At 38.7% G+C, this 20495-nt stretch carries 27 protein-coding genes; 9 read left to right on the plus strand and 18 right to left on the minus strand.

All coding sequences use genetic code 11. From position 1 onward, the window contains the following. The 17 genes from E7Z78_RS01190 to E7Z78_RS01270 are packed head-to-tail and all read right to left on the minus strand — an operon-like array spanning position 1 to position 9685. Positions 1-1371, minus strand: a complete 1371-nt coding sequence (locus E7Z78_RS01190) for a 4Fe-4S binding protein (RefSeq protein WP_369693456.1) — start codon at positions 1369-1371, stop codon at positions 1-3. Further along, positions 1368-2396, minus strand: a complete 1029-nt coding sequence (locus E7Z78_RS01195) for a 4Fe-4S binding protein (protein WP_303723350.1) — start codon at positions 2394-2396, stop codon at positions 1368-1370. The genes E7Z78_RS01190 and E7Z78_RS01195 overlap by 4 nt, the downstream gene beginning before the upstream one ends. Continuing rightward, complete coding sequence (locus tag E7Z78_RS01200) at positions 2397-3521, minus strand: nickel-dependent hydrogenase large subunit (protein ID WP_303723351.1); 1125 nt, start codon at positions 3519-3521, stop codon at positions 2397-2399. Then, the gene (locus E7Z78_RS01205) at positions 3518-3967 is read right to left on the minus strand and encodes an NADH-quinone oxidoreductase subunit B family protein (protein WP_292895407.1); all 450 of its coding nucleotides are present in this window, start codon (positions 3965-3967) and stop codon (positions 3518-3520) included. Before E7Z78_RS01205 ends, E7Z78_RS01200 begins: the two co-directional genes overlap by 4 nt. Positions 3968-4001: 34 nt before the next feature. Further along, positions 4002-4394: a DUF1959 family protein gene (locus E7Z78_RS01210; RefSeq protein ID WP_303723352.1), complete on the minus strand. Its 393-nt coding sequence runs from the start codon at positions 4392-4394 to the stop codon at positions 4002-4004. 9 nt (positions 4395-4403) lie between these two features. After that, positions 4404-4703 carry an energy-converting hydrogenase subunit EhaL family protein gene (locus E7Z78_RS01215; RefSeq protein ID WP_303723353.1) on the minus strand — a complete coding sequence of 100 codons (300 nt, stop codon included), beginning with the start codon at positions 4701-4703 and terminating at the stop codon, positions 4404-4406. Between the two features lie 9 nt (positions 4704-4712). Continuing rightward, positions 4713-4967, minus strand: a complete 255-nt coding sequence (locus E7Z78_RS01220; protein WP_303723354.1) for a hypothetical protein — start codon at positions 4965-4967, stop codon at positions 4713-4715. Continuing rightward, positions 4964-5836 (minus strand): respiratory chain complex I subunit 1 family protein, encoded by an 873-nt coding sequence (locus tag E7Z78_RS01225; protein WP_303723355.1) that lies wholly within the window; start codon positions 5834-5836, stop codon positions 4964-4966. Before E7Z78_RS01225 ends, E7Z78_RS01220 begins: the two co-directional genes overlap by 4 nt. Before the next feature lie 9 nt (positions 5837-5845). Further along, entirely contained in the window at positions 5846-6061 is a 216-nt protein-coding gene (locus E7Z78_RS01230) for a DUF788 domain-containing protein (RefSeq protein WP_303723356.1), read from the minus strand. A 9-nt stretch (positions 6062-6070) separates the two neighbouring features. Next, positions 6071-6745 (minus strand): hypothetical protein, encoded by a 675-nt coding sequence (locus tag E7Z78_RS01235; RefSeq protein WP_303723357.1) that lies wholly within the window; start codon positions 6743-6745, stop codon positions 6071-6073. Positions 6746-6750: 5 nt separating this feature from the next. Continuing rightward, complete coding sequence (locus tag E7Z78_RS01240; RefSeq protein WP_394354852.1) at positions 6751-7434, minus strand: EhaG family protein; 684 nt, start codon at positions 7432-7434, stop codon at positions 6751-6753. Further along, positions 7434-8027 (minus strand): EhaF family protein, encoded by a 594-nt coding sequence (locus E7Z78_RS01245; RefSeq protein WP_303723358.1) that lies wholly within the window; start codon positions 8025-8027, stop codon positions 7434-7436. Before E7Z78_RS01245 ends, E7Z78_RS01240 begins: the two co-directional genes overlap by 1 nt. Continuing rightward, positions 8024-8284 carry a DUF2107 family protein gene (locus E7Z78_RS01250; RefSeq protein WP_303723359.1) on the minus strand — a complete coding sequence of 87 codons (261 nt, stop codon included), beginning with the start codon at positions 8282-8284 and terminating at the stop codon, positions 8024-8026. The genes E7Z78_RS01245 and E7Z78_RS01250 overlap by 4 nt, the downstream gene beginning before the upstream one ends. Then, positions 8281-8547 (minus strand): DUF2108 domain-containing protein, encoded by a 267-nt coding sequence (locus E7Z78_RS01255; protein ID WP_303723360.1) that lies wholly within the window; start codon positions 8545-8547, stop codon positions 8281-8283. The genes E7Z78_RS01250 and E7Z78_RS01255 overlap by 4 nt, the downstream gene beginning before the upstream one ends. A gap of 5 nt (positions 8548-8552) precedes the next feature. Continuing rightward, entirely contained in the window at positions 8553-8801 is a 249-nt protein-coding gene (locus E7Z78_RS01260; protein WP_303723361.1) for a DUF2109 domain-containing protein, read from the minus strand. A gap of 4 nt (positions 8802-8805) precedes the next feature. Continuing rightward, the gene (locus tag E7Z78_RS01265) at positions 8806-9303 is read right to left on the minus strand and encodes a hypothetical protein (RefSeq protein WP_303723362.1); all 498 of its coding nucleotides are present in this window, start codon (positions 9301-9303) and stop codon (positions 8806-8808) included. After that, entirely contained in the window at positions 9296-9685 is a 390-nt protein-coding gene (locus E7Z78_RS01270) for an energy-converting hydrogenase A subunit A EhaA (RefSeq protein WP_303723363.1), read from the minus strand. The genes E7Z78_RS01265 and E7Z78_RS01270 overlap by 8 nt, the downstream gene beginning before the upstream one ends. A 114-nt stretch (positions 9686-9799) precedes the next feature. Here E7Z78_RS01270 and E7Z78_RS01275 point away from each other — a divergent pair, with 114 nt between their 5' ends. Then, positions 9800-10732 carry an NAD-dependent epimerase/dehydratase family protein gene (locus E7Z78_RS01275; RefSeq protein WP_303723364.1) on the plus strand — a complete coding sequence of 311 codons (933 nt, stop codon included), beginning with the start codon at positions 9800-9802 and terminating at the stop codon, positions 10730-10732. A gap of 8 nt (positions 10733-10740) precedes the next feature. Further along, positions 10741-11547 (plus strand): CPBP family intramembrane glutamic endopeptidase, encoded by an 807-nt coding sequence (locus tag E7Z78_RS01280; RefSeq protein ID WP_303723365.1) that lies wholly within the window; start codon positions 10741-10743, stop codon positions 11545-11547. A gap of 14 nt (positions 11548-11561) precedes the next feature. Here the strand turns inward: E7Z78_RS01280 and E7Z78_RS01285 are convergent, their stop codons facing one another. After that, positions 11562-11933 (minus strand): hypothetical protein, encoded by a 372-nt coding sequence (locus E7Z78_RS01285; protein ID WP_303723366.1) that lies wholly within the window; start codon positions 11931-11933, stop codon positions 11562-11564. 226 nt (positions 11934-12159) lie between these two features. On the opposite strand from E7Z78_RS01285, the gene E7Z78_RS01290 reads away from it, so the two are divergent. Genes E7Z78_RS01290 through gatE form a run of 7 tightly spaced genes read left to right on the plus strand, consistent with a single transcriptional unit; the run spans position 12160 to position 20461 of the window. Then, positions 12160-12711, plus strand: coding sequence for a helix-turn-helix domain-containing protein (locus E7Z78_RS01290; RefSeq protein ID WP_303723367.1), 552 nt, complete (start codon positions 12160-12162; stop codon positions 12709-12711). 20 nt (positions 12712-12731) lie between these two features. Continuing rightward, the gene (locus tag E7Z78_RS01295; protein WP_303723368.1) at positions 12732-14396 is read left to right on the plus strand and encodes an AMP-binding protein; all 1665 of its coding nucleotides are present in this window, start codon (positions 12732-12734) and stop codon (positions 14394-14396) included. A gap of 14 nt (positions 14397-14410) precedes the next feature. Continuing rightward, positions 14411-14695, plus strand: a complete 285-nt coding sequence (locus E7Z78_RS01300; RefSeq protein WP_303723399.1) for a 4Fe-4S dicluster domain-containing protein — start codon at positions 14411-14413, stop codon at positions 14693-14695. Beyond that, entirely contained in the window at positions 14696-15808 is a 1113-nt protein-coding gene (locus tag E7Z78_RS01305) for a 3-methyl-2-oxobutanoate dehydrogenase subunit VorB (protein ID WP_303723369.1), read from the plus strand. Between the two features lie 12 nt (positions 15809-15820). Next, positions 15821-17260 (plus strand): 2-oxoacid:acceptor oxidoreductase family protein, encoded by a 1440-nt coding sequence (locus tag E7Z78_RS01310; RefSeq protein ID WP_303723370.1) that lies wholly within the window; start codon positions 15821-15823, stop codon positions 17258-17260. 9 nt (positions 17261-17269) lie between these two features. Then, on the plus strand, positions 17270-18580 hold the full coding sequence (gene gatD, locus E7Z78_RS01315) for a Glu-tRNA(Gln) amidotransferase subunit GatD (protein ID WP_303723371.1): 1311 nt from the start codon (positions 17270-17272) through the stop codon (positions 18578-18580). Positions 18581-18589: 9 nt separating this feature from the next. After that, positions 18590-20461: a Glu-tRNA(Gln) amidotransferase subunit GatE gene (gatE, locus tag E7Z78_RS01320; protein ID WP_303723372.1), complete on the plus strand. Its 1872-nt coding sequence runs from the start codon at positions 18590-18592 to the stop codon at positions 20459-20461. Positions 20462-20495 lie beyond the last annotated feature (34 nt).

Genomic DNA, 20495 nt, shown 5'->3' on the forward strand with positions numbered 1-20495 from the left:
TCACCTAAAATTGACTATTCTGATTGCATCCAATGGGCATATTGCCTCACAGTTTCTGCAGTAGATGCATTTTTCACTGTCATACTCAATCTTGTCATCATCTGTCAGGGACAATGCCTCAACAGGACAGTTTTTAACACAGATTGCGCATGCTTGACATTTTTCATCGGAAAGTGAAAAGTCCCCAAGCCTTTGCTGGTAGAGATATGACCTTGCATAGTACAAATCACTGTCCTTGCTGTAGAAGTAATCGTCATAAGCGCCGATTGCATCAAATTGACATGCTTCCACACATTTACCACAGTATACACAATTGTCGTTGATTGTGATTGGATTTGGGCCGTTGACTTCAATTGCATCGACCGGACAGACGTTGTAGCACTCGCCACAGGCGATACATTTCTTGTCATATACTTCAATGTTCCTGTCCATCAGGTATGATCCGAATAGCTTTGTGAACTTGTCTATTTCAATGCTTGAATCGAGACTTATCTTCAACTCCCTCTCCATCATGTCGTTGACCTTGCATTCGATGAAGTTTTCAAAGTTCTGGTCATTGAATTCCAATGCAATGGATTTGCCCACTTTCTCTAAAACCTTGTTCAAACTGATTAAATCAAGTGATAATCTTTTAACGTCATGGTCTATGATGCTTGACACTATATCGAATGAGCGGATTTCACTGTACATCTTATATGCTTTTTTACGTGAAGAGTATCTTATTGCTCCTGAAGGACAGGAATGCATACATTCTTCACATCTTGCACAGTATCCTGGGTTGATATACGGCAGCTTGTTGGTTCTTCCAACGTTTATTGCTCCCATTGACGGACACACTCTTGTACATGTCATACAGCCTATACAGTTTTTCTGGTTGACGACAATTGCCTTACCTCCCTTGACTGTCTTAGGAAGCAGTTCGCCGTATTTGATTGCATCGGTAGGACATACTCTGAAACAGTACCCGCATCTCACACATGTGTCCTTGTCTATTTGGCTGTGAGGTTCCTCATTGCCGTTTGCAACAATATGAATTGAACCATTCTTACAGGCCTGCACACATGCACCGCATGCCTTACATAGCTTGGTGTTGATGTTTGGAACGTTTTCCTTTAAAGGAGGGTCCATCTTGACATCAAGTGATATTGCATCCAACGGACAGGCGTTGCGGCATAATACGCAACCGAAGCAAGTGCTTTTCAATTTAATGAGTCCATCAGTTTCATCAATGTATATTGCATCAATCGGACATGACTCGAGACATGGCTTGTCGCTACATTCGGCACATTTGGTCTGGTCGACAAGATAGTCGACATCCACATGCCTTAACGGTCTTGGTGTTTTAGTATAACTGTCAATCATAACACTCACTCCATAAACAAATCATCGTTCAGATTAGATGCCTTTACAGTAACGTGAATGTTTTCACCGTCATCAAGTGAAAACTTGGATATGAAGTATTTGATTACTGAAAACGGACATGTCTGGTAACAAATACTGCAACGTAAACATCTATCCTTATCTCTTACGATAGTATCGTTCTTCTCGTCAAATGAAATGCATCCGGTTGGACAATCAGGAATACATAACTGGCATTTCTTACATTTGTCCTTGTCCCAGTCGATTATCCTGACCTTAAGCCTGTTGACCGCATTGGTAATGATTTCCCGTGCAATTTCCTCATCAGGAATGATTTTTAAAGCCTTGTCCCATATCGCTGATAGGGAAACGTCATACTGCAACAGACCATTTTTCTCCAATGACCTCAAATCATCCTCCTTGGAGTTGATGTATTCCTCAAGGTAATCAACACACAAAACAATGAGGTCCTTTTGGTCCTGGAGATTGTCAACAAACACTGCCTTCATTGCACCGTTTACCGGACAGACGTCAAGGCATTCACCACAGGAAATACAGGTGAGCTGGTCTACAACCACTTTACCGTCAACTTCGCTTATTGCCTCAACAGGGCATTTCTTCAAACATTTCTTACATTTAATACATAAATAATCGTCAACAATGTATTGCCTTTTGGATGGAATGATATTGAATTCCGGCAAGATTAAATGATTCAAACCGCATTCCAATGTTTTCGGGTCGGTCGGACAGACTTCCGCACAGAATCCGCAGCGAATACATGCTCCCGGCTTGATTACTGGGTAAGTCAAACCGGCTCCCTCTTCAGAGTCCTCATCACGAACAAGCTTGATTGCATTTGGTGAAGGGCAAGACACTGTACATGCTCCACAGCCAATACAGTATTCCTTATTGACCTTTGGGAAATCCCTGAAACGTTCAGGCTTTTCGGATATTTCCGGGTCGTTTTTTGCATTGGTGAAAGTGTCAACCCATGCCTTTCTTGCAAAATCGTAAATGTACCATATCAGAGATGACACTTATATCACCTCATCAAAGCGTTTGATGGCTGTTTTTCCAGCCTCGTTTGTTATTGCCACCCTTTCTGCACATGCAACACAAGGGTCACTTGTAGCATAAGTAGCAACAGCATCTGCAACTGTCGGCACATCACGAATCATGTATTTTGCACAGGCATCCATGTTCGCAATACTTGGGGTTCTGATTGAAATGTTCTTAATCAGATGACCGTTGGTTTCAATCATATAGGTCACTTCACCACGAGGAGCCTCGTTTTGACGCATTGCATAACCAGATTTCAAATCTACAGGAGTACGTACTTCACCTTTCGGTATGTTTTCGATTGCTTGTCTGATTATGCTTATTGATTCAGGTATTTCATCAAATCTTGTTAATGTTCTTGCGTAATTGTCTCCTTCGGTTCTTCTGATGACCTTGAAGTCAAAGTAATCATCATAAGTGTAATGGCCGTTACGGAAATCTCTTTTAATTCCTGATGCTCTTCCGATAGGTCCGACTGCTCTTCCTTTAATGGCCTCTTTTTTGGTCATTACGCCTATTCCTTTACATCTTAAGGCTAATGCTGGACCTTCTGCAAAGAGCTGACGGGTTCTTTCAAAGCCCTCTTCAATTTTATCAAGGTTTTTAAGAATTTCATTGAAATGGCGCTCATCGGCATCCATCCGGACACCACCAACAACATTCCAACCCATATTAACCCTGTTTCCAGTTAACAGTTCAATTGAATCCATTGCATATTCCCTTAACTCCAGAACATGCATGAACAGGGTCTCATGGTCCATTGACTTGAAGAACGTTGAGTTTCCAAGCAAGTGACTTTGAATCCTGTCCAATTCATTTGTAATTGTTCTTAAGAATTGGGCTCTAACAGGCACGTCAACATCAGAAATCTGTTCAATTGTCTCTGCAAAGGTTTGTGTGTGCTCATATGAACAGATTCCACATACCCTTTCAGACAGATAGATTCCTTTCTGCCAGGTTTTTCCTTCAATTATCTTTTCAATTCCCCTGTGAACATAACCATATTCAATTTCAGCTTTAACAACCCTTTCTCCTTCAGTTTGAAGTCTTAATCTGATAGGTTCCTTTAAAGCAGGGTGAATTGGACCAATAGGCACTATCATTTTTGTTCCCTCCCACGATCAGCAATAGCTTGAGGACCCACTGCAAGGATAGCTTCCAATATTTCGCTAGGCCTTGGAGGGCATCCTGGAATTTCAGCCGCAACCGGAATGAAATTTGAAGCAGGGGCATTTACATGACCACCTTCCTGTGCAAACACATCCCCTGATATTGGGCAGTTTCCAACAGCTACAGCTATTTTTGGTTCAGGAGCTTTATCATAAATTCTCTTTAAGTTATCTTTCCATTGTTCGGTGACAGCACCGGTTAACAATAGAACATCAGCTTCACGAGGATTATTGTGAACATAAATACCGAACTGCTCCAGGTCGTATCTTGGAGATAATAGGGCAACGCATTCAACGTCACATCCATTACATCCGCCACAATTTACGATACAGACGTGAATAGAGCTTTTCCTCACAACATCCTTAATAGCATCTAACATTGTACTCCCTCTTATTTCAATAAATTTATAAACGTTAATATTCTGATTTTTCCTTTAATATTTCAAATAATTCCAGTTGACCTTCCTTCAATACTTCATCATAATCCCTTCCGGACAGGACCTCGTCAACTAGTTTCTTTTTCAGTTTATCTCCTTCCTCATCACTCAAGACTTCCAAATAACCGATAAACCAGCATAATCTTAAATCCGCATGGAATTTCTTCTCAAGGCATAACCTGTTGGCAACATCGAATGTTCCATGGAATGCCTCTAAAGTGTCCATACCAAATAACTTGAAAAATACTTCCTTCAATTCTTCAGGTGTGCATTCAAAATCCTTTGAAAGTGGATTTATAATGTCTCTTTGCCATGCATAACTTCCAAGTATTCTTTCCTTCATCAATTTCATTTTAGATTCATCATCCATGCAAATCACCTAAATTATCGGCATTACCAAATACACAATCACGGATATTGCCAATCCGATTGCGGTTTCCTTTCTTCCATAACCTGGTCTTTCTCCCATTACAAATCCTGCGAGGAGAAAACCGATAGCTGATAAAATAACGTTTCCTGCATTGAATGCCAAAAACCATCCGACAATTGCAAGAACCAATGCAACGGTGTTGATTTCAGTTACGGCAACATATGCTTCACCATGCTGCTTGTAGCTGTAAAGCAATCCTAGAATGGATCCCACAACAAATGCAAGTATGTAAATCATATAATCTAACATAATAATCTCCTACATAGGTTTATAAAGTAATATAAATGAGCAAATAATTGCTATGAATGTAATTACAAAACATAATTTCTCGATACTTTCAATCTTGTGTGAAAAATTGCCTCTTGAAAGAAGCGCGAAAGCTGCAAGGACAATTCCGATTACAACTATCGGTGCAAGTGTTGTTGAGTGCAGGAATGTTGCAAGCAGTCCCACAATTATCACGCCAATTGCAACCAATGCTGTGAAATAAACGATTACATCTTCACTGTTCATGCTACCACTCCTGAAAATATCATTATCACTGTTCCAAAGAAGCATATAGCTCCGATTGTAATCTGGGTCATCACTGAATGGTTCGGACTGAGTAACGGTGTTGCAGCGTTAATGAAACCTGTGATGAATGTTATTACAATCATTCCGATAAGATATCCAACGGCATTCAACGGACCGAAGAATATTGTCAGGAACACCCAAAGCATCACATACCATGCAATTGATTCTGAAAAGTGCATGAATCCTCTTAACAATCCGTAATGCTCGGTTTCAAAACCTGAAATCAAAGCCTTGTCCTTTGTGATTGCAAACGGAGAGTAAGGGGATTTTGTAATGATGAGCATGAAGAACATCAGTGCCGCAAGCGGAATTGTGTATATCAACGGGCCATGAACTGACTGGTATGTTATGATTTCTCCAATGTTCATGGTGCCGGTCACCAGATAGACGAATATTATTGCCGCAAACAATGGCAATTCGGTGGCCGCAGACAATACTGCCCTTACGCAGCTCAGCTTACCGTAAGGTGAACCTGAGCTTGATCCAGAGTTGTGCTCAACAATCTTGTAGACAGCATAAACACCGAACAATATCAGTAGGGAATCATGAGCCACAGGACCTGCAATTACCCCCACAATCCAAATCAATGCCAATATGAATGTGATTCCAATATAAAACGGTTTGGATACAGTTTTTGGAAATCCTGTTTCCTTAAAGAAGAATTTCAATGAATGCAACAGATGCTGAATGATAGGTGGTCCAGGACGTCTCTGTACACGGGCCATGACCTTCCTGTGCAAACCTAAAAGAAGGCTTCCTGCCAAAAATGCTATAACAACTTGAATTAAAATTTCTGCCATTAAATTCATAATACCACCCTAATATCCAGTAAATGGCTCCTTTAACCTTCCTTCTTCGTCTTCAGGTTTCGGTTTGGCCATAGTCAATAAACCTAAAGATAAAACCCATGCCGGAATTGCGAACATTGCAACTGTGTAGACAATCCATGCATCGAAGTTTATTACCAAACATGCTAAAATGGCTATTGTTGATAAAACCAATACTATAATACTTATAATCTTTTGACTAACCATACAAACCACTTACCACAGTACCAATAATAAAATTTCAACAGCTCTTACAATAATAAACAGTGAGCTTAAGTGAATAATGACGATGAATGGAGAACCAGGGGTTCTGAACATTTCCGCCTTGCTTGCAAAGAACGGTGCCACTCCACTTTCACCCAATATACCGATAAGCATCAATATTGCACCGAACACTACCATCGGACTTGCAGGCATTTGGGACAATACCGCAAGGGACAGTGTACCGGTTGCCGCAAGGATGATTGCAGCTCCACCAAACAACGGAAGACTGCACATCATGGCGATAAGACCATAATTGAACGCTGAGTTTAAAACGCTAGTCTGTTTAACGGCAGATACAATACCAATATTTAATATTCCCACCAAAGCCATGAACAATGTGAAATTGAATAAATCTCCAGTAATCATTGCTCCAGCGGAAGCTATTCCACAGATTACAGATAAAAATCTTCTCTGTTTAAATTCTTTTTCATCAACTTTAACTTCGGCAACACCTAATGTATTGAATTTTGATGCTTCAACTTGAGTTTCAGGTTTACTGATAGCAATCAACGCTGTGAAACCTAATAAAACTGCAAAAAGGAACAGGTTGAACGGAGTTAAGTATAATACGATGTCTCCAAGCGGAATTGTTCCAAGTAAATTTCCTCCAAGTGTAACGAAATCCATATTATCTACTCCTTATCAATGTCCTCTCTCATAAGCAGGCCGATAAGACCTACTTTGGAAGCTACTTTTAGTAATAATCCACATGCTGCCAAGAATAAACTTAATAACCAGTATTGAGGTGCCACAAAGAATAATAGGAAACCGATTATCCATATGCACCATGCAATTCCGGAAACTCCTGCAATGCCGTCAAGCATCAATACAGGTAGTCCTCTTGCCTTTTTAGAAATTGCATACAAAACGATTCCTCCACCAGCTACTGCTCCTCCAGTAAAACCAGTGAGGAATATACCGTAAGCTATCAATACCAATGCTATGAAATTAGGTGCGGTAGTCATTATCTCCATGTCAAGTGAGAATGCCTGAGGGAACATTGAGCTTGATTTGGTTAAGTTAGCTCTTGGATCCTGTTCAATCTTGCGCATTTCACGAGTAATCAGTATTTCTGAAATGGCCAAGGTTTCGGCCAGCTCGACTACCAGACCTGGTAAGATTAACGCTTCTGCAAGGTCTGTACCAACTGCAGAAACGACGAATATCATTGCAAGACCAACAATGTCAGTCAATATGAGGATATGTATCTCTTCCCTTTTCATTGCAATTGCCATGGTTCCAATGAAACCGATAATCAATCCCGCATAGATTGCAGGAAGATACATGCTGATGAACTCTTGAGGAACGTAAAGCATCAGTTATCCCTCCTCAATTGTTTTGATCTTGCCTTTGCGTCATTTGCCTTGACTTCATTAGCCACATGAGTTGAATCTGTTATGGCTTTTTTGAAGTCCTTTTTAATTTCTTCCTCATCATTTTTTCTATTCATTGTATAATTAATGGATAACCATGATGCGATGATGAATGACATCATCAGAATGCTAGATTCAAGTATTGTATCGAATCCTCTTGTATAATAGAGTATCTCATCAATCAAACCACCAGGGGATGAGTAGATTGATGTACCGAAGTACGGTGATATTGATGATATCCATTGGGCCAGAGGTGACATATAACCTGTAATCATTCCTAGGCTTGCCGCATTATCAGGGTATTGCGGGTCAATCTCACCAGGTGAAACCAGAACCTCACCGCCCCTGTCGTAAGGTGCGATTGCAAGTCCCTCATCGATTTGCTCCTGTGGAGCAGGTCTAGGATACAATTGGTCAGGATTCAATGCCATCGGCACAATCAAACCAACAATCAATATGATTCCAAGGCTGAATGCGAACAGGCGTGGAATGTTTTTAGGGTCAGCCAGTTTGTTCCATAAAACTCCAATCCTCATACGTCAGCCCCCATTTCTTCTAAACGAATAATAGCTCTAAATAAGATTAAACTGATAATAACGGTTGTTGCAAGCAAAGTCAACAATGCTAAAACATGATTGTAGCATAACAATACCAGACAAACACCGATTGATGCAACTTCCGTATTGAAGGTCCTTACGATTGGGTCATTGACTCCAGGACCCCAAGCTGTAGCGATGCTTCCGACAATCGCCAGGATAATACCGAAATAGAAAAACAATGTAACGTCGATCATTCCACATCACCACTTGCGATTTTCCTTGTTCTGATTTCCTTAATCTTAACAATGGATAAAATAAATACTAATGTTGATAATGGGCCGGCTAGAGCTGCAAACAGTGCAACATCCAAATATTTAAATAATACAACAGTTAAAACAAATCCTGCATCAAGTATGGAAAACATTATGACCTTATCCAACGGCCTTTTTAAAAATATTATACCGAATGCACCGATAACCATCAATGCTATTGCAATAATTGATACGAAAAACTCCATTCAAATCACTCCAGCAGTATTTCCTCATCAAGTCTTTTCAATGTATAGGCAATAGCGTTTGCACTTATTGTTGAGCAAATGAAGAATGCTGCTGCAACTATAAGAGCAAATGGAGTATTGATTACCAATGCAATGATTGCAGAAACTCCAAACCCAATAACATTCAAATATAATAATTTTTCAGCTCTATTTTGAGTTATCAAAGCTCTTAATGCTACGAATATGACTATAACTCCAATAATTTCAACATACATATAATCACTCTCTAGCATGCCTATTGAACTTTTCGGCAATTTTACCTAAAACTATTGAAGCTTTGGTCTGGTCAATGCCCATAATGGTCAATATAGCTATAACCATACCCACAATGAACATTTCCGGTGTCAAACCGATGAATGATGCTATGAATATGATTGCTGTTGCAGTCAAACTTCCAACAGTTCCGGCATACCCAGGATCAGCGCATAACCTGTTTCCTATAAATACAAGGAATGCTGCGATGATTCCACCTGGAATTCCTAAAAGCAAGTATCCAATAGAAGCTAATAAAGTACCAGCAGATGCGTCAGGAGAACATAAGACGTTTCCCTGGAAGTATCCACCAGCAATATCTCCCCCTCTTTTCTCAATATCTTTACCAATAATGCTGGCTCCTCTTACGCCAGGCTGCTCGGGAAGTCCGAAATATGTATCCACAATTACAAAATTCAACCAACAAAGAATTGCGGCAATTATTATTCCAATTACCTCATTCATCAATATCCTCTCCCGCAGTTTCATCCAGAGGCTTTGGAAATACGAAATCGAACAGGTATTTCACAAACAATGCAGATAAAACACCAATGACAATAGCTAAAACCAAACCGTTATACATGAAAGTATAATTTAAAACAAAAAATAATGATAAAACACCAATAGCTATTATTGGAGTCGGATATAGTGCACTAACATCAAAAGAATACCTATATGGTTTGCTTGGTAATAATGGGATTCTTAAAACTAATGCAACTGCTATTGCGCAGATGATAGTTACAATATAAGCTAATACCAGGTCAAATGAACTGATTGTTATATTGCTAAGCCCTAGAAAATTACCATAGGAAGCAAAGAATATGGTACTATCCATCAAATCAAACATATTATTAGACTCCTCTTAATAATATAATTATTTATATAAAAATATATAAATATTGTTACTTAAAAATAATATATAATTGTTCAATAATAACTTAACATTGACATAAGTGGTTTAATGAAAAATAAAAAGATTTTAATAACTGGAGGACTTGGTTTTATCGGATCTCACATCGTTAATGAGTTAATTAACGATAATAAGATTATTATTGTTGATAATTTGTCCACTGGAAATATTAAAAATTTAAATGATTCTACTCACCCAAATTTAAAAATAGTGATAGAAGACATTTGCAAAGTTAATTTTGACAAGTTAACCGTGGATATTGATTATATTTTCCACCTTGCAGCCATGGCAAATGTTCCGTTAAGTATTGGAAACCCTGTCAGATGCAATGAGGTGAACCTTGATGCGACTGTAAGGCTTCTCAGCTCAGCGGTGAAAAACAATGTTAAGAAGGTAATTTTCTCATCATCATGCTCAGTTTACGGAAACAATGAAAACATTCCATTGAAGGAAACAGAAGCACTGATGCCTGCTTCCCCGTATGCAGCATCCAAGGCAGGATGTGAACAATACTTAGATGCATTTCATGAAGATTATGGGTTAAGCTATGTAGCATTGAGATATTTCAATGTGTTTGGAATCAAACAGGACAAGAACTCCGAGTATGGTGCGGTGATTCCCAATTTCATCTCAGCAATTCTTGATGGTGAAAAGCCAATAATTTACGGTGACGGTGAACAGACAAGGGACTTTGTTTATGTTGATGACGTTGTTCGTGCAAACATTGCCGCATGCAAATCCGATTACAATGGCCCGTTAAATGTTGCCTCCGGCAAGAAATTGACAATCAACCAGCTATATGAAATCATCAAAACCACACTTGGAAGTGACATGGAACCTGATTATCAGCCGGAACGTCCGGGAGACATAAAACACTCACAGGCAGACATCAGCAATCTTGAAAAGATTAATTTAAAAATCAATTCAGATGACTTTGAAAAACAGATAATTGAAACTGTTGAATGGTTCAGGATAATACTTTAGGTGATAATATGGATAAGAGCGTTACTGATTTCAATGTTCGCTTAAGGACAATAAGAATCAGGGATTTAATCATTGGAGTCATAATCTCCATCATACTAACCGGCGTTTTGATAATTCCATTCCCATTTTTAGATGAAGATGACATGTTCATGATTCTATTTTTATTAATTGCAGTTCTGCTTTACGCATGGGCATTGAGAGGCACAAAAGGACTTGGAAGCAATTTTGAAGGATTATTTAAAGATGACGTTAAAAAGGAGATACTTTATATATTCATAATCAATTTCCTGTTTGCATGCCTTTTTATGTTTCTGATTTCCGCGCTGGATATCATCATAGGATTTGGAGATCCCAACTGGATTTCAATGTGGGACATCGATACAGTGGACATTGATTCAGGGGCACTAATCCTTGACTCAGTTGCAGCAATAATCTTCGCACCTATTGTTGAGGAATTGACATTCAGAGGCGTGTTGTTCAACAGGCTTAAAATAAGAACCGGAATCGTGCCTGCAATGATTATATCATCATTCCTGTTTGCAATCGGACATGATTTCGGAGGCATCACAAGCGCGTTTCTTTTCGGAATCTGCATGTGTATCCTATACCTGAAAACAGATAATATCCTGATTCCAATGGCAGTTCATTTCCTAAACAATGTCTTTGCAACAGTCGTTGAGACAAGTGGAATAGACATTGCAATGGCACAACTTCCTTGGATTGTCCCTTCATTAGTCATTACACTAATCGGAACATACCTGTTGGCAAAATATATTATCAAGGAAACAGGAAATCTTAAAAAGCAGTATAGTTAAAAAAAAGTTAAAAGTTAGTGGAATCCGCATCCACTACAAGTTTCACATTTCTCTTCTTCTAAAGGATCATATTGTTTATCTTCCTGCAAAGTGGCTGAGATAAAGTATTGGTCAAATTCATCCTTATTTTTAAGTATCGGTGAAATGCCTTTGAAATCACATTTGATATCTCCAGTACCGCCAATATCCACAAGGATCGGTTCACCTAATTTGAATCTTTTAAAGTAAGCTTCAATTTCATTGATTAACGCTCCAGGCACTCTGAAATTGAAAGATAAAATGTTATTTTCCTTCATTTTTAAACCAACGTATTTTTGGTCTATTTCATAGTTAAGGCCTAATTGTTTTTTGAAAATTACATTAGTACCGATATCATTAGATGACATTTTATAATCTCCTTAATATTATTAAATTAGAATTATTGTTTGAACTATATAAAACTTTCCAAAAATGTCACAAATTTATGCAATTAAAAAAAGTTTTGTTCAATGATTTTAGGCGGAATTTTAATGATTTTTACTAAGATTTAAATATTTACAAAATCAAAAGTTACTATATGTTATAATATTTATTATAATATAAAAAATCAATTAGAAAAATAGGTGTATATAAATGAATGAATACAACAAAGATATTGGAAATAGAATTAGAGAGTTGAGAGAACTATCAGACATTACTATTAAAGAAATTGCAGATGACTTGAACATTACAGAAGAAACTTACATCCAATATGAAAACGCTGAAGTAGACATTCCAGCAAGTTTCTTATATGAACTTGCACACATTTTCAAAGTTGATTTAGGATTATTATTAACCGGTGAAGAAAGCAGAATGAGCATCTTTGACGTAACCCGTGCAGATAAGGGTGTTTCAGTTGACAGAAGAAAAGAATATACTCACCAAAACCTATGTTCTAATTTCATTCACAAAAAGGCTGAAACCTTTATCGTAGTGGTTGATCCGGAAAAGAACCCTGTGCCTTCACTGAATTCACACCCTGGACAGGAATTCAACTATGTCCTGGAAGGTTCCTTAAAAATATATATCCACAATAACGAAATCGTGCTTAACGAAGGAGATTCAATATTCTTTGATTCCGCACATAGACACGCAATGGTTGCGCTAAACGACAAACCCGCTAAATTTTTAGCAGTAATAATATAATATTTATAGGAGATAATTAAATGACCTCAGTTATAGGAGATTTTGTAGAGAGAGTTGACTTTGACTCTTACGAAGACTTTTTTAAAAATTTCAAACTTACTTACGAAGATGACTACAACTTCGGATTTGATGTAGTCGACAAATACGCTGAAATCGACCCGGAAAAGATTGCATTAATCTGGGTGAATGACCACGACGAGGAACACACTTTCACATTTAAGGACATGAAAGAATATTCCAACAGAACAGCAAACCTCTTTAAAAAATTAGGAATTAAGAAGGGAGACTGTGTAATGCTCACCCTTAAAAACAGGTATGAATGGTGGTTCTGTATGGTTGCACTCCACAAGATCGGTGCTATACCAATCCCGGGAACACACATGCTTAAGCTTCATGACCTTGACTTCAGGCTAAAAGAGGCAAATGTGAAAATGGTTGTCTCAATTGAAGAGGACACATTACTGCCAGATTATGAAGAAGCGGAAAAATCTCTGGGCATTGACATACCTAAATTGGTTATCGAAACCGAAAGGGACGGATGGATCAATTTCAACAAGGCAATGATGGAAGAAAGCCCAGTGTTTGAAAGACCTACCGGAGAAGACAAAACCTATGCGGAAGAAATCTTTTTAATCTACTTTACATCCGGAACAAGTGGACTTCCAAAAATGGTATCCCATAAGCATACCTACTCATTAGGACACATTCCAACTGCAAAATATTGGCATAATGTTGTAGAGGACGGAATCCACCATACCGCTGCTGATACCGGTTGGGGAAAAGCTGTTTGGGGAAACCTTTATGGTCAATGGATTGCTGGAACCTCAATATTCATTTACGATTACGACAGATTCAATGGAATAAAATTATTGGAGAATGTTATTAAATACAAGGTGAACACTTTCTGTGCACCGCCAACAGTATACAGATTCCTGATTAAGGAAAATATCCAAGGATATGACTTTTCAAACATGACCTATGTAACCACTGCAGGGGAACCACTTCCTCCAGAGGTTTCAGAAAGATTCTATGACATCTCAGGCTTGAGAATTAAGGAAGGATTCGGTCAGACAGAAACCACATTATCAATTGGAACATTCATATGGTTGGATGCAAAAGTCGGATCCATTGGAAAACCTTCCCCATTATTTGATTTAAGACTGCTTGATGAAAATCATGAAAGAGTAGAAATCGGTGATGAAGGAGAACTTTGTTTCAAATTAGAAGACGGACCTAATCCAGGATTGTTTAAGGATTATGTAAATGATGATGAAAAATACAAAAAGCAAATCCATCACGGATACTACCACTGTGGAGACACCGCATGGATAGATGAAGACGGTTATGTCCACTTTGTTGGAAGAAACGACGACATCATCAAATCCTCAGGTTACCGTATCGGACCGTACGAAGTAGAAAGTGCAGTCCTATCACACGAGGCAGTTTCAAACTGTGCTATTACCGCTTATCCTGATGAAGTTAGAGGCCAAATCGTAAAGGCAACAATCATATTGCAGCCTGGCTTCGAGCCATCAGAACAACTTACAAAAGACATACAAAATCATGTTAAAAGAGTTACAGCTCCTTATAAATACCCAAGAATGATTGAATACACAGATGAAATTCCAGAAACAATCAGTGGTAAAATAAGAAGAGTTGAAATAAGAGAAAACGATAATCAATGAATTTAGATGATATAATGATAGAGGAAATATCTTATCCAGTTATAAATAAGGAAATTTGTAAAGGATGTATGAGATGCATCACAGGATGTCCTCAAAATGCAATATTACTATCAGAAGACATGAACAACGCAGGATATCAATATGCTTATTACAGTGGCAATGGCTGTACAGGATGTAAGGACTGTTACTTTACCTGTCCAGAGCCATTAGCTCTTGAAGTACATCAGATAAAAAATATTGTTAACGATTCAGTTGCTAAAATGATTAAGGCAAAAGTTGCTAACAAGGAGGGAAACTAAATGAGTAATCAAATGGTGAAAGGAAACACAGCAGTTGTCATTGGTGCAATGTATGCCGGATGTGACTGTTTCTTCGGATACCCAATTACTCCTGCAAGTGAAATTTTACATGAAGCTTCAAAATACTTCCCTATGGTTGGAAGAAACTTCGTGCAAGCGGAAAGTGAAGAAGCATCAATAAACATGGTTTATGGTGCATCAGGTACTGGTCACAGGGTTATGACATCATCATCCGGACCGGGAATCAGTCTTATGCAAGAAGGATTTACTTTCCTCGCTGGTGCTGAACTTCCTGCAGTTATTGTGGATATCATGAGAGCAGGACCTGGACTTGGTAATATCGGTCCTGAACAAGGAGATTATAATCAAATTGTTCATGGAGGAGGTCATGGAAACTATAAAAACATAGTGCTTGCCCCTAACAGCGTTCAGGAAATGTGTGACTTGACCATGAAGGCATTTGAACTTGCAGACAAATGGAGAAACCCAGTTGTTGTTTTAGCAGATGGAACATTAGGTCAAATGGCTGAACCATTAGTGTTCCCTGAAAAGGCGATTGAACCTAAAAACGACAAGCCTTGGGCAGTAAAAGGAAATGCTGAAACAATGGACAATCTCATCACATCAATATTTAATGATTTCAATGAGTTAGAGGATTTCAACTACAAACTTCAGGAAAAATACGATAAAATCGATACTGAAGAAGTCATTGTTGATGAATATCAAGTGGAAGATGCAGAAATCATTTTGGTATCATATGGTATAAGCAGCCGTATTGCAAGATCCGCTGTCGATAAAGCTCGTGAAAAAGGCGTTAAAGTTGGACTTTTAAGACCTATAACATTAAACCCATTCCCAGTTGATAGAATTAAGGAATTGTCTGATAAAGGTGTTAGTTTTATCTCAGTTGAGATGAGTAACGGTCAATTGTTAAGGGATGTTCAATATGCTGCACTCAGAAGAGAAAACACCTATCTCGTTAACAGAATGGGTGGAAACCTCATAGAACTTAAACATGTCCTCGCTAAGATTTATGAAATCGCAGGACTCGATGAAGAAATTGACACTTCAAAAAGAAGTGAAGAGAAAGCTAGTCCAAATATTATAGATTAAGGATGTGGAAAAATGAGTGAAAAAATAAATAAAGATTATGAAGAGCAAATACGTAGAAATCCACAATCCCTTTTAGAAGAGTATCCTAGAAAAGGAACCAACATTAAATCTACTCACTACTGTGCTGGTTGTGGACACGGTATCTTACATAAATTAATAGCAGAATGTATGGATGAACTTGGAATACAGGAAAGATGTGTTATGATTTCCCCTGTAGGATGTTCCGTATATGCTTATTTCTACTTTAACTGTGGAAACTTCCAAACTGCTCACGGAAGAGCTCCAGCAGTGGCAACAGGTATTTCAAGAGCTGAAGACAATGCCATTGTAATGAGTTATCAAGGAGATGGAGATTTAGCTTCAATTGGTTTGAATGAAACATTACAGGCTGCAAACAGAGGAGAAAAAATTGCAGTATTCTTCGTAAACAACACCGTTTACGGTATGACCGGTGGACAAATGGCTCCAACCACATTGATTGGTGAAAAAACAGTTACATGTCAAACTGGAAGAGACCCAGACTATGCAGGACACCCTACACATATGTGTGAGTTAATCAACACTCTTAAAGCACCGGTATTTATCGAAAGGGTTTCACTTGCTAATCCTTTAAAAATCAGACTTGCAAAATACGCAATTAAACAGGCATTGACTGTTCAAAAAGAAGGAAAAGGTTATTCATTCGTTGAAGTTCTCTCACCTTGCCCAACCAACTTAAAACAGGATGTTGTAAGTGCACAGAAATTCATTGAAGAACAAATGGAAAAAGAATTCCCTGTTAAAAACTTCAGAAATAATCTATACACTAAACAACCTGTTCAAAGGCCTGCCAGTGATTTTTCAACTGAATCATTGGATAAAATCTTTAATGTGAATAGGGGCGATGATGTAGGATATGTCGATGAGGATATTGAACCTGTAAGCATCAAGGTTTCCGGATTCGGTGGTCAGGGAGTTTTAAGTGCAGGTTTAACAATAGCTCAAGCAGCATGTGCTGAAGGAAAGCATGTTTCATGGTATCCAAGTTACGGGCCTGAACAAAGGGGAGGAAAATCCAACTGTTCAGTAGTTATCTCAAATGAAACCATCGGTACACCTGTTGTTGATGACATTGACATTCTTATCGCTTTAAACAAACCTTCACTTGAACAGTTCTCACAAGATGTCAAGGAAGGAGGAGTTATACTTTACGACGCTAAAATCGGCAATTTTGAAACTGATCGTGACGTTAAGGTTATTGCAATGCCTTGTGTTGATATTGCAGAAGAACATGGAAACGCTAGAACAGCAAACACAGCACTTTTAGGAGCTTTAACTGAATTAGGCGATGTTTTAAAACGTGAATCCTATGAAAATGCTATTCGTGAAATGTTTGCATCCAAACCAAAAGTCATTGATGTAAACATTGACGTATTGAAAGCAGGAGCAGAATGGATTAAAAACAATTCATAGTGTGATTTAATGACATATAAAGAAAATGCTGAAAAATATATAGAAAATTACGGTTTAAGTATAGGAGATACCGTTAAGGTCAATAAGGAAGACATCTCCTATAAGGGTATCCTACTTGACAGGCCGGAAGATGCGGATGACGGATATCTGGTCATCAAGCTCTCAAGCGGATACAACATAGGTGTGGCCATTGAAGGCACTACTGCAGAACTCATTGAAAAGGGTGACAAGCCTAAAATCGGTTATGATGAAACTGAAATTCCTCATGACGAATCCAAACAGAACATTTCCATCATATCCACCGGTGGAACAGTATCCTCTGTTATTGATTATCGTACAGGAGCGGTTCACCCTAAATTTACCGCATCAGATCTTGTTAAAGCCAACCCTGAACTGTTGGATTATGCAAACTACAACGTTAAGGCATTATACAATATCTTAAGTGAAGATATGAAACCTGAATACTGGGTAAAAGCGGCAGAAGAAATAGCTAACGACATTTCCGACGGTGCGGATGGTGTTGTAATAGCTCATGGTACTGATACAATGCACTACACTTCAGCCGCATTGAGCTTCATGTTAAAAACACCAGTTCCTATTGTGGTTACCGGTGCACAGAGAAGTTCCGACAGGCCTTCAAGTGACGCAAACATCAATTTAATCGATTCAGTTATTGCTGCAAAATCAGACATTGCAGAGGTCAGCGTCTGTATGCATGGAAGCCTTAATGACAAGTACAATTACCTTCACAAGGGAACCAAGGTAAGGAAAATGCACACTTCAAGAAGGGACACTTTCAGAAGCATCAACGCTCAGCCAATAGCTAAAATCGAAAATAAGAAAGTTAACATTAATCCTGATTACAATTATACCAAACGTGGAGCTAATGAACTTGAATTGAACACCTCCATTGAAGACAAGGTAGGATTCATCAAAAGCTTCCCTGGAATATCTGAAGAGTTTATTGAATATCATATTGATAAGGGATACAAAGGTCTTGTCATTGAAGGAACCGGTCTTGGACATGTTCCAAATGACCTTATTGACTCATTCAGAAGAGCTCAAGATGAAAACATTCCAGTCATCATGACATCCCAGTGCCTTTACGGCAGAGTCAACATGAACGTTTACTCAACCGGACGTAACATCTTGGATGCAGGAGTAATCTCCGGTCGTGACATGACTCCTGAAACCACTTATGTCAAGTTATGCTGGGCATTAGGTCAAAGTGACGATTACAGTGAAGTTAAAGAGATTATGCAAACCAATATTGCAGGTGAATTTTCAGAAAAATCCTCAATCAAGGATTTCTTAAACTAGGGTGATAGCATGGATTTTGATTATGAAAAATTAGGATTGAAAATGGGACTTGAAATTCACCAACAATTGAACAGTCAACACAAATTGTTCTGCCCATGTAAAACAGAGCTTGTTGACGATGAGTTCACAGAACTTGTTCAAAGAAAATTAAGACCAACACAATCAGAGCTTGGTGAAATTGACCGTGCAGCATTACAGGAATCCCTAAGAGGATTGAATTTCAAGTATGAGAACTTTGAAAAACACACTTGTCTTGTTGAAAACGATGATGAACCACCTCACAGCTTAAACGAAGAAGCATTGGATATTTGTATTACCATCGCATGCCTTATGAACATGCACATTGTTGATGAATTCCATACAATGCGTAAACAGGTTATTGATGGAAGTAACACTGGTGGTTTCCAAAGAACCGGTATGGTTGCAACCGACGGTTACCTTGACACCCCTTACGGCAAAGTAATCATTGAAAGCCTTGGCCTTGAGGAGGATGCAGCAAGAAGAGTTGAAACCAAGGACGGATTTACCGAGTTCAGACTGGACAGGTTAGGTATTCCTTTAGCTGAAATCACAACAGACCCTTCAATGCACCACCCAGATCAGGTAAGGGAAGTCGCATACATGCTTGGTCAAATATTGAGAAGTACCAACGTTAAAAGAGGATTAGGTACAATCAGACAGGACCTGAACATTTCCATTGCAGAAGGTGCACGTGTGGAAATCAAAGGGGTTCAGGACTTGGATTTAATGGCTGAAATCGTTAACCGTGAAGTTCAAAGGCAATTGGAATTGATTGACATCAAAAAACAGCTCGAAGAAAGAAACGCTGAAGTGCTTGAAGAGATTCATGATCTTGATGAGTTATTCACTGATACAGAATCAAAAATATTGAAATCAGCTGAAACAATCAAGGCAGTTGTGCTTAAAGGTTTTGATGGACAAATCGGCCGTGAAGTTCAACCTGGTAGAAGATTCGGTACTGAAATCGCAAGTTATGCTAAAAAACGTGGAGTTTCAGGAATATTCCACTCCGACGAATTGCCTGCTTACGGAATAACCCAAGAAGAAGTTGACAAGGTCAATGACTTCCTAGACATTGGTGAAGAGGATGCATTCATCATTGTGGCTCACGATGAGGACATTGCAGTTTCCGCATTGGAAGAAGTTAAAAGAAGAGCTGTTTTAGGTCTTGAAGGTGTTGTTGAAGAGACAAGAAAAGCTCTTGATGACGGTAACACAGAATACATGAGACCACTTCCTACCGCAAACAGGATGTACCTTGAAACAGACATTCCACTATTCAAGATTACCAATGATAGAATTGAACCAATAGCTAACAATTTACCTGAATTGCCTGATGTTAAACAGGCCAGAATCATTGAAGAGTACAAGTTAAGTGAGGACTTAGCAACCCAATTGGTCAAAAGGCAAGAGGCGGACATGTTCGAGGCCATTTTGGCTGATGTCGATGTTGATGCAACACCTGTCGCTTCACTTCTCGCATATGATTTAAGGGAAATCAAAAGGGAAGGCCATGACATTAACGTTTTAACACTTGATCACTTCAAAGGCATTTTCACTTTATTGGCTGACGGCAAGATTGCTAAGGACAGTGTTCGTAAGTTAGCTGTTGAAACCATCAAGGTTCCTGATATGGACATCTCTGAAATCGCTGAGAAAAACAACTTGACAATGCTCAGTGAGGATGATGTTGTAAGCATCATTTCTGAAATTGTGGCTAACAATGAGGGAATGGTTAAGGAACGTCAAATGGGTGCTATGGGTCCTTTGATGGGAATGTGCATGAAACAACTTAAGGGAAAGGCTGACGGTAGTCTGGTCAATAAGGTTGTTCGTGAAGAAATTCAAAAATTAATTTAAGGAAACTCCTTGAGTTTCCCTTTAAACTCTTTTT

Origin of the sequence: Methanobrevibacter thaueri, from assembly GCF_015062915.1 — an archaeon.
Taxonomy (GTDB): Archaea; Methanobacteriota; Methanobacteria; order Methanobacteriales; family Methanobacteriaceae; genus Methanocatella; species Methanocatella thaueri_B.

Excerpts from the sequence above, each read along its gene's own strand:
- E7Z78_RS01200 (WP_303723351.1), bottom strand. The coding sequence starts at position 3,521 with ATGATAGTGCCTATTGGTCCAATTCACCCTGCTTTAAAGGAACCTATC.
- E7Z78_RS01205 (WP_292895407.1), bottom strand. The coding sequence starts at position 3,967 with ATGTTAGATGCTATTAAGGATGTTGTGAGGAAAAGCTCTATTCACGTC.
- E7Z78_RS01210 (WP_303723352.1), bottom strand. The coding sequence starts at position 4,394 with ATGGATGATGAATCTAAAATGAAATTGATGAAGGAAAGAATACTTGGA.
- E7Z78_RS01215 (WP_303723353.1), bottom strand. The coding sequence starts at position 4,703 with ATGTTAGATTATATGATTTACATACTTGCATTTGTTGTGGGATCCATT.
- E7Z78_RS01220 (WP_303723354.1), bottom strand. The coding sequence starts at position 4,967 with ATGAACAGTGAAGATGTAATCGTTTATTTCACAGCATTGGTTGCAATT.
- E7Z78_RS01225 (WP_303723355.1), bottom strand. The coding sequence starts at position 5,836 with ATGAATTTAATGGCAGAAATTTTAATTCAAGTTGTTATAGCATTTTTG.
- E7Z78_RS01230 (WP_303723356.1), bottom strand. The coding sequence starts at position 6,061 with ATGGTTAGTCAAAAGATTATAAGTATTATAGTATTGGTTTTATCAACA.
- E7Z78_RS01235 (WP_303723357.1), bottom strand. The coding sequence starts at position 6,745 with ATGGATTTCGTTACACTTGGAGGAAATTTACTTGGAACAATTCCGCTT.
- E7Z78_RS01240 (WP_394354852.1), bottom strand. The coding sequence starts at position 7,434 with ATGCTTTACGTTCCTCAAGAGTTCATCAGCATGTATCTTCCTGCAATC.
- E7Z78_RS01245 (WP_303723358.1), bottom strand. The coding sequence starts at position 8,027 with ATGAGGATTGGAGTTTTATGGAACAAACTGGCTGACCCTAAAAACATT.
- E7Z78_RS01250 (WP_303723359.1), bottom strand. The coding sequence starts at position 8,284 with ATGATCGACGTTACATTGTTTTTCTATTTCGGTATTATCCTGGCGATT.
- E7Z78_RS01255 (WP_303723360.1), bottom strand. The coding sequence starts at position 8,547 with ATGGAGTTTTTCGTATCAATTATTGCAATAGCATTGATGGTTATCGGT.
- E7Z78_RS01260 (WP_303723361.1), bottom strand. The coding sequence starts at position 8,801 with ATGTATGTTGAAATTATTGGAGTTATAGTCATATTCGTAGCATTAAGA.
- E7Z78_RS01265 (WP_303723362.1), bottom strand. The coding sequence starts at position 9,303 with ATGAATGAGGTAATTGGAATAATAATTGCCGCAATTCTTTGTTGGTTG.
- E7Z78_RS01270 (WP_303723363.1), bottom strand. The coding sequence starts at position 9,685 with ATGTTTGATTTGATGGATAGTACCATATTCTTTGCTTCCTATGGTAAT.
- E7Z78_RS01275 (WP_303723364.1), top strand. The coding sequence starts at position 9,800 with ATGAAAAATAAAAAGATTTTAATAACTGGAGGACTTGGTTTTATCGGA.
- E7Z78_RS01280 (WP_303723365.1), top strand. The coding sequence starts at position 10,741 with ATGGATAAGAGCGTTACTGATTTCAATGTTCGCTTAAGGACAATAAGA.
- E7Z78_RS01285 (WP_303723366.1), bottom strand. The coding sequence starts at position 11,933 with ATGTCATCTAATGATATCGGTACTAATGTAATTTTCAAAAAACAATTA.
- E7Z78_RS01290 (WP_303723367.1), top strand. The coding sequence starts at position 12,160 with ATGAATGAATACAACAAAGATATTGGAAATAGAATTAGAGAGTTGAGA.
- E7Z78_RS01295 (WP_303723368.1), top strand. The coding sequence starts at position 12,732 with ATGACCTCAGTTATAGGAGATTTTGTAGAGAGAGTTGACTTTGACTCT.
- E7Z78_RS01300 (WP_303723399.1), top strand. The coding sequence starts at position 14,411 with ATGATAGAGGAAATATCTTATCCAGTTATAAATAAGGAAATTTGTAAA.
- E7Z78_RS01305 (WP_303723369.1), top strand. The coding sequence starts at position 14,696 with ATGAGTAATCAAATGGTGAAAGGAAACACAGCAGTTGTCATTGGTGCA.
- E7Z78_RS01310 (WP_303723370.1), top strand. The coding sequence starts at position 15,821 with ATGAGTGAAAAAATAAATAAAGATTATGAAGAGCAAATACGTAGAAAT.
- gatD (WP_303723371.1), top strand. The coding sequence starts at position 17,270 with ATGACATATAAAGAAAATGCTGAAAAATATATAGAAAATTACGGTTTA.
- gatE (WP_303723372.1), top strand. The coding sequence starts at position 18,590 with ATGGATTTTGATTATGAAAAATTAGGATTGAAAATGGGACTTGAAATT.